General features: G+C 65.2%; 12 protein-coding genes. 7 read left to right on the forward strand and 5 right to left on the reverse strand.

Annotated features, from left to right (window positions below; translation table 11 throughout):
* The first annotated feature begins 89 nt into the window (after window positions 1-89).
* The 3 genes from ASF61_RS00555 to ASF61_RS00565 are packed head-to-tail and all read left to right on the forward strand — an operon-like array spanning window position 90 to window position 3,169.
* On the forward strand, window positions 90-1,295 hold the full coding sequence (locus tag ASF61_RS00555) for a carbohydrate kinase (RefSeq protein ID WP_056151163.1): 1,206 nt from the start codon (window positions 90-92) through the stop codon (window positions 1,293-1,295).
* 40 nt (window positions 1,296-1,335) lie between these two features.
* Window positions 1,336-2,247, forward strand: coding sequence for a pseudouridine-5'-phosphate glycosidase (locus tag ASF61_RS00560; protein ID WP_056150041.1), 912 nt, complete (start codon window positions 1,336-1,338; stop codon window positions 2,245-2,247).
* A 13-nt stretch (window positions 2,248-2,260) separates the two neighbouring features.
* Entirely contained in the window at window positions 2,261-3,169 is a 909-nt protein-coding gene (locus ASF61_RS00565) for a LysR family transcriptional regulator (protein WP_056150047.1), read from the forward strand.
* A 15-nt stretch (window positions 3,170-3,184) separates the two neighbouring features.
* Here ASF61_RS00565 and pcp read toward each other — a convergent pair whose 3' ends face one another.
* The 4 genes from pcp to ASF61_RS00585 all read right to left on the reverse strand — a co-directional run bounded on the left by pcp (window position 3,185) and on the right by ASF61_RS00585 (window position 7,944).
* A complete protein-coding gene (pcp, locus tag ASF61_RS00570; protein WP_156369417.1) occupies window positions 3,185-3,835 on the reverse strand; it encodes a pyroglutamyl-peptidase I in 651 nt (216 codons plus the stop codon).
* 65 nt (window positions 3,836-3,900) lie between these two features.
* Window positions 3,901-4,857: a DUF979 domain-containing protein gene (locus tag ASF61_RS00575; protein WP_056150056.1), complete on the reverse strand. Its 957-nt coding sequence runs from the start codon at window positions 4,855-4,857 to the stop codon at window positions 3,901-3,903.
* Entirely contained in the window at window positions 4,854-5,561 is a 708-nt protein-coding gene (locus tag ASF61_RS00580; protein ID WP_056150058.1) for a DUF969 domain-containing protein, read from the reverse strand. Before ASF61_RS00580 ends, ASF61_RS00575 begins: the two co-directional genes overlap by 4 nt.
* Window positions 5,562-5,628: 67 nt before the next feature.
* Window positions 5,629-7,944 carry a TonB-dependent receptor gene (locus tag ASF61_RS00585; RefSeq protein WP_056150061.1) on the reverse strand — a complete coding sequence of 772 codons (2,316 nt, stop codon included), beginning with the start codon at window positions 7,942-7,944 and terminating at the stop codon, window positions 5,629-5,631.
* A 506-nt stretch (window positions 7,945-8,450) separates the two neighbouring features.
* Here ASF61_RS00585 and ASF61_RS00590 point away from each other — a divergent pair.
* The 4 genes from ASF61_RS00590 to ASF61_RS00605 all read left to right on the forward strand — a co-directional run bounded on the left by ASF61_RS00590 (window position 8,451) and on the right by ASF61_RS00605 (window position 13,156).
* Window positions 8,451-9,446, forward strand: a complete 996-nt coding sequence (locus ASF61_RS00590) for a BMP family protein (RefSeq protein WP_056150063.1) — start codon at window positions 8,451-8,453, stop codon at window positions 9,444-9,446.
* 104 nt (window positions 9,447-9,550) lie between these two features.
* Complete coding sequence (locus ASF61_RS00595; RefSeq protein ID WP_056150066.1) at window positions 9,551-11,080, forward strand: ABC transporter ATP-binding protein; 1,530 nt, start codon at window positions 9,551-9,553, stop codon at window positions 11,078-11,080.
* On the forward strand, window positions 11,077-12,156 hold the full coding sequence (locus ASF61_RS00600; protein WP_056150069.1) for an ABC transporter permease: 1,080 nt from the start codon (window positions 11,077-11,079) through the stop codon (window positions 12,154-12,156). Before ASF61_RS00595 ends, ASF61_RS00600 begins: the two co-directional genes overlap by 4 nt.
* Before the next feature lie 28 nt (window positions 12,157-12,184).
* Window positions 12,185-13,156: an ABC transporter permease gene (locus ASF61_RS00605; protein ID WP_056150071.1), complete on the forward strand. Its 972-nt coding sequence runs from the start codon at window positions 12,185-12,187 to the stop codon at window positions 13,154-13,156.
* An 18-nt stretch (window positions 13,157-13,174) separates the two neighbouring features.
* Here the strand turns inward: ASF61_RS00605 and ASF61_RS00610 are convergent, their stop codons facing one another.
* Window positions 13,175-13,576, reverse strand: coding sequence for a cytochrome c family protein (locus tag ASF61_RS00610; protein ID WP_082491135.1), 402 nt, complete (start codon window positions 13,574-13,576; stop codon window positions 13,175-13,177).
* Window positions 13,577-13,679 lie beyond the last annotated feature (103 nt).

Genomic DNA, 13,679 nt, shown 5'->3' on the forward strand with positions numbered 1-13,679 from the left:
TGGATGAGCATCCGTTCATCTGCAGCAGTTGACTGCAAACAAACCTTTGTTTATGATTTCAGACAAATGTTTATATGAATTCAGCGACCGTGAACGAACCGTCCCGCAAAGAGCAGCTGTACCAGCTGATCGAGGCTAACCCCTTTATTTCGCAGCAAGACCTGGCAGCCGAACTGGGCCTGTCGCGCTCCGCCGTGGCCGGCCATATCGCCAGCCTGATCCGCGAACGCCGCCTGCTCGGGCGCGCCTACGTGTTGCCGGCGCCGGCCGTGCTGCGCCCCGTGGTGTGCATCGGCGCGGCCAACGTGGACCGCAAGCTGCGCTCGGTCGCCCCGCTGCAGGCTGGCACGTCGAATCCCGCCACCGCGTCGGAGACCTACGGCGGCGTGGCGCGCAATATCGCCGAAAACCTGGCGCGCCTGCACACCCCGGTGGCGCTGCTGACCGCCGTCGGCGACGACGGCGCCGGGCGCGCCCTGCAGGAACACGCGCAGGCGGCCGGCATCGACATGCGCGGCAGCCTGGCGCTGGCCGGCACCGCCAGCGGCACCTACACCGCCATCCTCGACGCCGAGGGCGAGCTGCACGTGGCGCTGGCCGACATGGCGCTCTACGACCAGCTCACTCCCGCCTTCGTCGCCAGCCGCGCGCCGCAGCGCGCCGCTGCTGCCCTCACGGTGGCCGACCTGAACCTGCCGGTCGACACGGTGGCCGCGCTGGTCGCCAGCGCCCGGGCGGACCGGGCGCCGCTGGTGATCGTGGCCGTCTCGCAGCCCAAGATGGCGCGCCTGCCGGACGACCTGCGCGGCGTGCGCCTGCTGATCCTCAATCGCGCCGAACTCGAGACCCTGGCCGGTCGCCCCCTGCCCACCGAGGCCGACGTGCGCACCGCCTGCAGCGCCGTGCAGCAGCGCGGCGCCGCCGATGTCGTGGTCACCTGCGGCAGTCAGGGCGTGTTCCACACCGGGGCCGGCCAGCTGGTGTGGCTGGCCGCACACCAGGTTCCGGTGGTGGACGTCACCGGCGCCGGCGACGCTTTTGCCGCCGCCGTGTGCTGGTCGCTGGTGCACGAGCGCGTCTCCGCTCAGAATCAGGGTCAGCAACCTCGCCAGCAGCAACACCACAGCGACAGCGCCGACCTGACCCTGGCCTGCCGGCGCGGCCTGGCGCTGGCAGCGGTTACCGTGCAGAGCGCCAGCACGGTGGCGCCGGCGCTCGACGCCGGCCTGCTTGCGCGCATTACCGCTGCCGATGCGGCGCACGACCAGGCCGCGCCGCTGTACCCCCTTACCTGACTCCCGATTGTCGTCTCACCACACCATCCAAGGACACACCATGCAACAGTATCTGCAGTTTTCCCCTGAAGTCGCCGCCGCCCGCGCTGCCGGCAAAGCCATCGTCGCGCTGGAATCGACCATCATCTCGCACGGCATGCCTTACCCGCAAAACGTGCAGATGGCGCGCGAAGTGGAACAGATCATCCGCGACGGCGGCGCCGTGCCGGCCACCATCGCCATCATCGGCGGCAAGATCTGCATCGGCCTCTCGGACGATCAACTGGAGCTGCTGGGCACCTCGCCCGACGCCATGAAGGTCAGCCGCCGCGACCTGCCGTTCGTGCTGTCGCAGTCGAAGCTCGGCGCGACCACCGTGGCCGCCACCATGATCTGCGCCGAGCTGGCCGGCATTTCCGTATTCGTCACCGGCGGCATCGGCGGCGTGCACCGCGGCGCCGAAACCAGCTTCGACATCTCGGCCGATCTGCAGGAACTGGCGCAGACGTCGGTGGCCGTGGTGTGCGCGGGCGTCAAGTCCATCCTCGATATCGGCCTGACGCTCGAATACCTGGAAACCCACGGCGTGCCGGTGGTAAGCGTGGGCCAGCGCGGCTTCCCGGCGTTCTTCACGCGCGAGAGCGGTTTCAATGCCGACTTCCAGCTCGACACTGCGGCCGAACAGGCCGGCTTCATCCGCACCAAGTGGGCGCTGGGTCTGAAGGGCGGCGTGGTGGTCAGCAACCCGGTGCCGGCGGCCGAGGCCATGCCGAAAGCGGAAATCGACGCCATCACGCTGCAGGCGCTCGGCGAAGCCGATGCCCAGGGTGTGACCGGCAAGAACGTCACGCCGTTCCTGCTCTCGCGCATCAAGGCGCTGACCGAAGGCCGCAGCCTGGCCACCAATATCGCGCTGGTGAAAAACAACGCCCGCTGCGGCGCTGCACTGGCGGTGGCGATGCTGGGAGCCTGATACACTACCGGTCATGTCCATCGACCTGAAACAACTGAAGTACTTCCTCGCCGTCGCAGAAGAAAAGAGCTTCAGCCGGGCCGCCGAGCGGCTGCATATCTCGCAGCCGCCGCTGAGCCAGCAGATCATGAAGCTCGAGAGCGAGCTCGGTGTGAAACTGTTCGCCCGCACCACGCGCACCTTCGAACTGACGGTGGCCGGCAAGGCGCTGATGGCCGAGGCCTCCGACCTGCTCGGCCGCATGCGCATGACCATCGACACCATCCGCCAGATCGATCGCGGCGAAGTGGGCCGCCTGCGGGTGGGCATCGTCGGTTCGGCCATGTGGGGTCCGATTCCCAGCCTGCTCGAGCAGTTCCAGACCAGCTTCCCGCGCGTGACCTGGACCATCCACGAATTGGGGCCCACGCTGCAGTACGAGGCGCTGCGCGCCAAGCAGATAGACGTGGGTTTCTGGCGCGAGCCGCGCATCGACGAGGATGTGCTGCGCCAGGACCACCTGCGCCAGGAGCTGTGTTTCAGGGAAAACGTGTGCGTGGCGGTCAACGAGCATCACCCGCTGGCCAAGGCCGACGCCATCGAACTGACCGACATCGCCAGCGAACCGCTGCTCACGCTGGCGCTCGACAAGTCGTCGTTCCCGCGCTACCTGATCCAGTGCTGCGTGGATGCCGGCTTCCAGCCGACGATTTTCCAGGAGGCGACCGAGCCGCAGACCCTGCTGGCCATGGTGGGCGCGGGCCTGGGCGTGACGCTGCTGCCCGAAACCACCAGCCGCATCGGCTGGCCCGGCGTGGTGTTCGTGCCGATCCGCACCAAGCCGCCATCGGCCAACCTCTATATCACCTATACCGCGCTGGACGACGCACCGGTGGTGCGCGCCTTTCTCAATATCCTCAATCCGCCGGCCCGCGCGGACTAGGCGCCAACCGCAAAACTAATGGGTAAGGCCGCCGGCTTCGCGCACATCGACCGTGTGGGCGAGCGTGGTGCGGATCGCGATGCGCAACCCTTCCACCATGTCTTCGAGCTTCATGCTGGCGGTGCCGGGATGGGCGGCAGCCTGCTGCGGCAGGTACGGAATATGGATAAAGCCGGCACGCATGGTGGTGCCCCAGTCGCGCGCCTGGTGCATCAGGCCATAGAAAACATGGTTGCACACGAAGGTGCCGGCGCTTTGCGACACCGACGCCGGCAGCCCGGCCTCGCGCAGCGCGTGGACGATGGCCTTGATCGGCAAGGTGGAAAAGTAGGCGGCCGGCGCGCCGTACACCACCGGCTGGTCGACGATCTGGCGCTGCACGTTGTCGGCAATCGGCGCGTCGTCGATATTGATGGCGATGCGTTCCACCGACAGGTCCACGCGCCCGCCGGCCTGGCCCACGGCGATCACCACGCACGGCTGCAGTTCCTCGACAGCCTGGTGCAGCACCTTGTTGGCGCGGCCGAACACGCAGGGCAGCTGCCGCGCATGGACGATGAAGTCGCCTTCGCTCCAGTCGCGCAAGGCCCGTACCGCTTCCCATGAGGGGTTGATGGTCTCCTGGTTGAACGGCTCGAAGCCCGTCAACAGTATGATTTTCTTCATTGGCATAATCGTTACCTCCTACCAGGACGCTACTCTACCCGAATTGGCGCCGCCCGGCGTGGCCGTTACAAATTCATCAGGCAGTACAGCAGGCCGATGTTGACCAGCAGGACCGGCACCGCAGTGGCCACCTGTGCCTTGATCACCGCGTGCTTGTCGGGCAGCGCCAGCAGGGCCGCCGGCACGATGTTGAAGTTGGCCGCCATCGGCGTCAGCAGCGTGCCGCAGTAGGCGCTGAACATGCCGATGGCGGCCATTACGGCCGGGTTGGCGTGGTAGACGCCGACCAGCACCGGCACGCCGACGCCGCCGGCAATCACGGGAAAGGCCGCGAAGCCGTTGCCCATGATGATGGTAAACAGCGCCATGCCCAGGCAGTACACGGCCACGGCCACCAGCTTGACATCCATGTCGATATAGGACGTGACCACGTACGCCACCGCCCTGCCCATGCCGGCCTCGGAAAACAGCAGTCCCAAGACCGCCAGCATGTGCGGCAGCACCACTGCCCACCCCAGGTGATCGACCAGCCGGCGCGACTCGCGCAGCGCCTGCAGCGGCGTGGCGCGGGTCAGCGCGCAGGCCAGGGCGACGGCAATCAGGGCGCCGCAGCCCAGACTTGCCAGCGTCAGGTTTTTCGGGTCGAGCAGGAAGCGGCCGTCGAACTGCACATCCTTGAGCACGGTGGAACCAAGCATCGTCACCAGCGGCATGGCCAGCGCCGGCAGCAGCAGCTTGTGCCGGAGCCGCGCGGCGCTCTCCTGGCGCTGCTGCGCCGTGCGTTCGCCATGGCGGCCCGCCGTCACCCCGCCCAAGCCGGCGAGCAGCGCCATCGCCAGCATTAGCACACCGGCCGCCACCGGCGGCAGCGCCTCGCCGGCCAGGTAGAGCAGCGCATACAGCGCCCAGAACAGGGCACTGCTGTAGCGCCTCGGGTGGTGGCGGTCGCGCAGCGTCATGCCGGCAATCGCCAGCAGCATCAGGCCCACCACGATGTAGAAAAAGTCGAGCGCGACGATCATGGCGCGGCCTGGTCCAGGGTGCGCAGCGTGCGCGCGATGCGGGCATCGAAGCGGTGCAGGCGCCAGGCGTGGATGATGAAGGCGGTGACCGCCGTCGGGATGCCCCACAGCGCGATCTGCAGCGGGTCCACGTCGATTCCCTCCCCGTGCAGGAACGTCTGCATCAGGACGATGGCGCCGAACGCCACGAACACGTCTTCGCCGAAAAACAGGCCGACGTTGTCGGTTGCAGCAGCCATGGCGCGGATGCGGTGGCGCACCGCGTCGGAAAGCGCCGGATACCGCGCCTCGGCTGCCCCTTCTGCCATCGGCGCGACCAGCGGGCGCACCATGTTCGGATGGCCGCCCAGGCTGGTCAGGCCGAAGGCGGCGCTCAGTTCGCGGATGGCCAGGTAGACGATCAGCAAGCGCCCGGTGGTGGCCGACCGGATGCGCGCGATCGTCGCCTGCGCGTACTCCTTCAGGCCATGGCGCTCGAGCAGGCCGATGGCCGCCAGCGGCAGCAGCAGGATCAGCGGCAGGTTGCGCGTCTTGACGAAGGCCGTGCCGAGGGTGGCCAGCAGGGTCGGCACGTCCATGGCGGCGGCCAGGCCGGTCACCAGGCAGGTGGCCACCACCACCAGCACGGGATGGGCGCGCAGGACGAAGCCCGCGACGATCACGGCCACGCCCAGCAGCGGCCACAGGTTGACGGTGTGATGCAAGGAAGGCTCCCTAAAATAAAAAACCCCGCGCACCTTGCAGTGCGCGGGGTTGCCGATCGACGTTACATCAGAAATTGACCTTGAAGGTACCGCCCCAGGTGCGCGGTTCGTTCATGATGCCGGTCAGGTTGTCGAAGTCGATCGCGCCCAGGATGACCTGGCGGTTGGTGATGTTGCGGCCGAAGGCTGCCACTTCGTACTTGCCGTTCTGCCACTTGTAAGCTGCGCGCACGCCGCCTTCGGTCAGCTTCTTGGCCGTGTACTCCGGTGCTTCGTACAGGAAGAAGTTGTAGCTGGTGCGGTAGGCCCAGTCGGTCATCGCGTAGAACTCGCCGTTGCCGATCTCGGTGCTGTACTTGAGCGTGAAGTTCAGCTGGTGTTTCGGTGCGCGCGGCAGCGGGTTGCCGTCGATCGACGAGGTGCCGGCAAACGGACCGGCCGCGTTGGTCGGCGTGCAGCCGCTGGCCGGATTGTTCAACACGTTACCGCAGTATTGGACGAACAGGTTCTTGTCCTTGATCTTGGTATCGTTGTAGCTGTAGCCGGCCGTCATGCTGAATTCGTCGCTGAGGTTGGCCTGGAAGTCCAGTTCTGCGCCCTGGCCGGTCACCTTGTCGGCGTTGATCAGCTGATTCATATTGACGGTACCGCTGCCGGCGGTCAGCTGCTTGTCCTTCATCCGGTACTGGAAAACGGAAGCGCTCAGGCGCGCGCGGCGTTCGAACAGGTCCTGCTTGACGCCCACTTCGTACGACAGTGCGCGTTCGGCATCGGCCGACGACGGTTTATCGGTCAGGCTGTTGAGGCGACCCTGGATCGACGGCGCGCGGTAGCCGGTCGCCACGCGGGCAAACAGGTTGGTAGCCTTGCTCAGTTCATAAGTGCCGCTCAGGTCCCAGCTGACATTGTGCGAGTCTTTGTTGACCGGCAGCAGACCGGAGGTATCCGGCGGTTCCACGCGCATCGCCGTAAAGTCTTTCTTGTCGCTCGTGTAGCGCAGGCCGCCGCGCACTTTCAGCTTGTCGGACACCGTGTAATTCAGCGAGCCGAACGTCGCCCACGACTTGCTCTTCTGGTGCTGCACCGCGTACGCCGCATTTTGCGGATTGCCGGCCGCGAAGGTATTGAAGCTCAGGCTGTCGATCTGGATGTCCTCGTCGAAGTAGAACAGGCCGCCGATCCACTGCAGCGGGCCGCTGTAGTTCGACTCGGCGCGGAACTCCTGGGTGAATTGGTGGTGTTTCGGCAGCACGTCTGCCGTTTCGACCGGGAACGGGATGAAGCCGGGACCCGACGGCGGCGCCGATGCAGCGCCATAACCGCCATCGACGTCGGCGCGGCTGTAGAACTTGAGCTTTTCGTAACCGGTGATCGAGTGCAACGTGATGTCGCCGGCGTTGTACTTCAGGCGGATGCTGCCGCCCTTGGTTTCCAGGTCCTGCTTGTTGATGCCGTCGCTGGGGTAGGAGCCGTAGTCGAAGCCGTCCACCAGGTCGTTGGTACCCTTCTTGATGATATTGGCGCGGAACAGCGCGGCATTGCCGTGGTAGTTGCGGGCGTGGACGTTGAACAGGGCCGAGAAGTCCTTGTTCGGCTGCACCAGCGCCTGCAGGCGGAATGCCTGGTCGCCGTAGCCTTCGAAGTCCTGCGTGCCTTTGTCGGGCGTCGGGTTGGTATTGTGGACGCGGTTGTCGCGGTGCTGGCTGGTGCCCGCGAAGCGCAGCGCCACGGTGTCGCTGACCGGCACGTTGAACATGCCTTCCACGGTCTTGGCCGAGAAACTGCCGATGCCCAGCTGCAGATAGCCTTCCTGCTTGAAGACCGGCTTGGCCGAATCGAACTTGATCACGCCGGCCGGCGAGTTGCGGCCGAACAGCGTGCCCTGCGGGCCGCGCAGCACTTCGACCTGGTCGACGTCGAACACGGGGAAGCCCTTGAGCATCGGGTTTTCCATCACGATGTCGTCCATCACCAGGCCAACCGGCTGCGAAGCATTGAGGTCGAAGTCGGTGTTGCCGAGACCGCGGATATAAAAACGCGGGAAGGTGCGGCCGAAGTCCGACTCGATGCTGACCGACGGCGAACGGCCGGACAGGAAGCGGATGTCGGCAGCGCCGGACGTGAGCACATCGAGCTTGTCGCCCTTGACGGTGGCGATCGACATCGGCACGTCGCGGATGTTCTCGGCGCGGCGCTGGGCGGTGACGATCACGGTCTCGAGCTGGTTGCGCGGCGCAGGCGTGGCGGCGGGATCGGCAGCAGGCGCGTCGGCCTGTTCTGCCGCCGGCGCCTCCGCAGCGAACGCGTGGCTCAGCGGAAAGGCGCTGGCGACCGCCACGGCGATCAGGGATCGCACTGCGACACCGGTACGATGTTTGCTCATGAAGACTACTCCCGTAAATTGTTTATATGGTTATGTTGAAAACGCTGTGTGCGATGCTAGCACGGGGAAAAACCGCCGCAAACAGGCAAAAACCCTGGCTTGATTAATAGCCAATTCGTCTAAATGGCAAACAAAAAACGAATTTGTCGTCCAAATCGTCGTGGTGCATAGTTTCAGGCTGCTTAAAAAATAGTCGCGAGCGGCCTATTTGCTGCATTGCAGAGGGAAAAGCGCTGAACGGCGCGCAACATCGACCAGGCAAGCAACGCCGGCGCCTGGCCCGGCAGGGCCGCATGCGGACGGAAACGCAACAACAGAAAAATATTTTATTCGGCTAGCAATGTTGCTGCGGTGCGACACACGAAGCGGCTGGCGACGGCGGCGCGCGTGGGGCCGTAAATGGCGCGAATTGCTTAAAAATAAGGCAATTGACGTGAGAAATCACCGGCAAATTAGATGTTTGGACCAATAAAAATATACAATATCGTTCTTCCAGGAGCCTATTCATGAAACTTAAACAATTTAGTTTGACGGTTGCAGCCATGTTGGTCGCTGCCAGCGCGTCCGCAGCGGCCCCAAAACTGGCCGTCGTGTATGACGCCGGCGGCAAGTTCGACAAATCGTTCAACCAGTCCGCATTCGAAGGCGCCTCGCGCTTCAAGCAGGAAACCGGGATCAATTTCATCGAGGTGCAAGCGTCCAGCGACACCCAGGCCGAACAGGTGCTGCGCGGCCTGGCCCGCAAGAACCTCGACCTGATCGCCTCGATCGGCTTCGCCCAGCAGGCTGCCGTGCAAAAGGTCGCCAAGGAATTCCCGAAAGTGCATTTCGTGCTGATCGACGGTGTGGCGCAAGGCGCCAACGTCAATTCGATCACGTTCAAGGAAGAAGAAGGCTCGTACCTGGTCGGCGTGGCCGGCGCCATGGCCTCGAAGTCGAAAAAGCTCGGCTTCATCGGCGGCATCGACATCCCGCTGATCCGCACCTTCGCGTGCGGCTATGCGCAAGGCGCCAAGTCGGTCAGCCCGAAGGTTGACGTGGTCTCCAACATGGTCGGCACCACGGCCGCCGCCTGGAACGATCCGGCCAAGGGCGGCGAGCTGGCGCGCTCGCAGTTCGACCGCGGCGTGGACGTGGTGTTTGCCGTGGCCGGCGGTTCGGGCATGGGCACGCTGCAGACGGCCAAGGAAAAGGGCAAGCTGGCGATCGGCGTCGATTCGAACCAGAATGCGCTGTACCCGGGCGCCATCCTCACCTCGATGGTCAAGCGCGTGGACAATGCCGTCTACGATGCCTTCACCCAGGTCAAAAACGGCACCTGGAAGGCCGGCGTGACCGCCAAGGGCCTCAAGGAAGGCGGCGTCGACTGGGCGCTGGACGCCAACAACCGCAAGCTGATCACGCCGGAGATCGAAAAGCGCGTGCTGGGCGCGCGCAAGGACATCATCGACGGCAAGATCAAGGTGATCGACATCCGTTCGGGCGCGGCCTGCCCGGTCTGATTTCCGTTTGAACTTGGAACGCGCCGCCGGGGACACTGCCCCGACGGCGCGTTCGGCTTTTTTCACATCGGGGGCATCCCCCCTATTCCGCACCAACTACGACTATGCAGCCAGCAGTAGAATTTCGCGGCATCTCCAAGCATTTTGGGGCTGTCAAGGCGAACACGGACGTCAGCTTCGCCATTGCCAAGGGCTCGATCCATGGCCTGGTGGGCGAGAACGGCGCCGGCAAATCGACCCTGATGAGCATCCTGTACGGATACTACCGCGCCGACGGCGGGGAGATCCTGCTCGATGGCCAGGCGCGCCAGATCCGCACCAGCCAGGAGGCGATCGCCATGGGCATCGGCATGGTGCACCAGCACTTCATGCTGGTCGAGAACATGACCGTGCTCGATAACGTCATGCTGGGCAGCGAAGGCGGTTTCCAGCTCAAGCCCAAGCGCGCCGCCGTGGAGGCGCAGCTGCGCGAGATCTGCACCCGCTACCGGCTCGATGTCGATCCGCTGGCCGTGATCCACGACCTGTCGGTGGGCGCCCAGCAGCGCGTGGAGATCCTCAAGCAGATCTACCGCAGCGCCAACATCCTGATCCTCGACGAGCCGACCGCCGTGCTGACGGCGCAGGAAACGGCGTCGCTGTTCGAGATCCTGCGCCTGTTCAAGGAACAGGGCAAGACCATCATCCTGATCACCCACAAGCTGCAGGAGATCCTCGACATCACCGACACCGTCACCGTGATGCGGGGCGGGCGTGTGATCGGCGCCGTGCCGACCGCCTCCACCACCAAGGAAGACCTGGCCAACATGATGGTGGGCCGCCAGATCATCAACAACCTGCCGCGCGGCGCCTACAACCCCGGTGCGCCGGTGCTGCACGTGCACGACCTGCAGCTGCAGGACGACCAGGGCGTGAAACTGCTGGCCGATATCGGCTTCACGCTGCGCGCCGGCGAGATCGTCGCCATCGCCGGCGTCTCCGGCAATGGCCAGAGCGAACTGATGGAGATCCTGTCGGGCATGCGCCTGCCCTCCTCGGGCCAGGTCGAGTTCCAGGGCAAGGCGCTGCCGTTTGCCGGCCGCTCCGACGCCGACGGCCTGCCGCGCACGATGCGCGAACTGGGCATCGCCCACATCCCGGAAGACCGCCTGCGCGACGGCGTGGTGAAGAATTTCTCGGTCATGCACAACACCATCCTCGGTTACCAGGACCAGCTCAAGGGCCGCTGGGGCCTGTTCGACTTCAAGGCCATCGCGGCGCGCTGCGCGGCGCTGATGAAGGACTTCGACGTGCGCCCCGATAATCACGACCTGCGCATCGGCCTGCTCTCGGGCGGCAACCAGCAGAAGGTGGTGATCGCGCGCGAAGTGCTGGCGCAGCCTGCCCTGATGCTAGTCGGCCAGCCCACGCGCGGCGTCGATATCGGCACCATCGAGAGCATCCACCGCCAGCTGCTGGCGCTGCGCGACGCCGGCGTGGCGATCCTGCTGGTGTCGGTCGAACTCGAGGAAGTGCGGGCGCTGGCCGACCGCATCCTCGTCATGTGCGGCGGCCGCATTACCGGCGAACTGAAAATTGAAGAATTCGATACCACCCGCATCGGCTTGCTGATGGGCGGGATGCACAAATCATGAACAACCAAGACCTGCCACGCTGGGCGACCGCTTTTGTCATGCCCCTTTTGAACCTGCTGTCGGCCCTGCTGGTGACCGCGCTGGTGATCCACCTGCTGGGCGAAAGCCCGACCGAGTCGCTGGCCATCCTGGTCAACAGCGCCGTGGTCAACCCCGAAGGCCTCAGCTACACGCTGTTCTATGCATCGACCTTCGTATTTACCGGCCTGGCGGTGTCGATCGCCATGCAGGCCGGCCTGTTCAACATCGGCGCCGAGGGGCAAATGTACCTGGGCGGCCTGGGGCTGACGCTGGCTATGCTGGCCTTCGACGGCGCGCTGCCGGCGTGGGCGCTGATTCCGCTCGGCGTGCTGGGCGCGGCGCTGTTCGGCGCCCTGTGGGCTTTCCTGCCCGGCTACCTGCAAGCCAAGCGCGGCAGCCACGTGGTGGTCACCACCATCATGTTCAACTTCATCGCCGCCTCGCTCATGAACTTCGTGATCGTCAAGTACATGATCCCGGACGGCGAACAGAATCCGGCCAGCCGCGTATTCGCTGCCGCCGCCGAGCTGCCGCGCCTGAACCAGTGGTTCCCGGTCCTGGGCGAGACGCCGCTCAACATCAGCTTCTTCCTGGCCATCATTGCGCTGGCCGTGTACGGCGTGATGACCACCCGTTCGGCCTGGGGCTTCAAGGTGCGCGCCACGGGCCTGAACAAGCACGCGGCCCACTACGCCGGCATCCGCATCAGCAAGATGGTGATCGTCGTGATGCTGATCTCGGGCGCGCTGGCCGGCCTGGGCGCGGTCAACTCGGTCATGGGCTCGACCCACTACCTGTCGCTCAACTTCGTCGGCGGCGCCGGCTTCATCGGCATCGCGATTGCGCTGATGGGCCGCCAGCACCCGGTCGGCATCTTCCTGTCGGCGCTGCTGTTCGGCGCACTCACGCAGGGCGGCTTCGACTTGTCGCTGGAAAAGCAGAACATCCCGCCCGAAACCGTGATCCTGATCCAGGGCCTGATCATCCTGTTCTGCGGCGCCATGGAAAACCTGTACGCGCCGGCCATCGCCAGGTTGCTGAAGCTGAAGAAGTGATGCGCGGATTACATACTGGATTAACGATATGACTTTTGACGACCTCCATCTGGGCAGCATCCTGGTATCGACCGTGCGCAATGCGCCGGTGCTGATTTTCGCCGGCATGGCCGGCCTGTTCGCCGAACGCTCGGGCGTGATCGACATCGGCCTGGAAGGCAAGATCCTGGCCAGCGCCTTCGTGTCGGCCGCAGTCGCCTACCTGACCCACAACCCGTGGAACGGCATTGCGGCCGGCATGCTGGTGTCGGTGCTGCTGGCCACCCTGCAGGCCTACGTGGCGATCACGCAGCGCGGCAACCAGCTCGTTGCCGGCATCGCGATCAACATCGCCATGAGCGGCCTGACCTTCGTGGTGGCCCAGTACATCTTCCAGCAGGGCGGCCGCACGCCCGACATCGGCTCCGCGCGCCTGTTCGACGTGGTGCTGCCGGGGACTGCCGCGATCGCGGACGTGCCATTCATCGGCTGGGTGTATGCGCACCTGATCGGCGGCCACTCGGTGCTGGTGTACCTGGCGTTTGCGCTGGTGCCGCTGGTGCACTGGCTGCTGTACCACACCCGCTTCGGCCTGCGCCTGCGCGCCTGCGGCGAGAACCCGCACGCGGCCGATGCGGCCGGTATCAACGTCGCGCGCCAGCGCTACACGACGATGATCGTGGCCGGCGTGCTGTGCTCGTTCTCGGGCGCCTACCTGTCGCTGGTGCAGAGCGGCTTCTTCCTGCGCGACATGTCGGCCGGCGCCGGCTACCTGGCCCTGACCGCGATGGTGTTCGGTAACTGGCGCCCGCTGTACACCTTCCTCGGCTGCCTGATGTTCGGCTTCTTCGCGGCAGTACAGATCCAGATCGAAGGCGTGGACTTGCCGGTGGTCGGTCGCCTGCCCGGCTCGCTGATCCAGATGGTACCTTACGTGGTGACGGTGATCGTGCTGGCAGGCCTGATGGCCAAGTCGGTGGCGCCGAAGGCGCTGGGAACGCCGTTCGTCAAGTCGCGCTGACGCCACGCGCGGCGGCGCTCACCGCACGCTGCGCAAATACGCCAGCAAATCGGCCACCTCCTGGTCGTCGCCGATGCCCCGGAAGCGCATGCTGGTGCCCGGGACCACGTCGTGCGGGGCGTGCAGGAAGGCGGCCAGGTTGGCGTCGGTCCAGACCAGGCCCGAGCGCTTCATCGCTTCCGAATATCGGAAACCGGCCGAGGTGCCGGCCTTGCGCCCGACGATGGCGTTCAGCTGCGGGCCGTAACCCGGTTGCGCATACTTGCCGACCTGGTGGCACGAGGCGCAGGTGCGGAAGGCGATTTCGCCGGCCTTGGGATTGCCGATCCTGGCGGCGGCCGCAGCGGCCGGAGCTGCTGACGAGGCGGGCGCCAGCGTCCACGCCAGCGCCGCACACAGCGGGAAAATAAGGTTTTTCATTCGGAGCAAGATTGAGCCGGCGTCGTGCCGGGATCCGGAAAGTCTACCGCAAACCACGTCTTTCTATCATTTTGGAAAGGATAGGGTTTCCGCGAGGAAATTA

It is taken from the genome of Duganella sp. Leaf126, assembly GCF_001423125.1.
GTDB lineage: Bacteria > Pseudomonadota > Gammaproteobacteria > Burkholderiales > Burkholderiaceae_D > Rugamonas.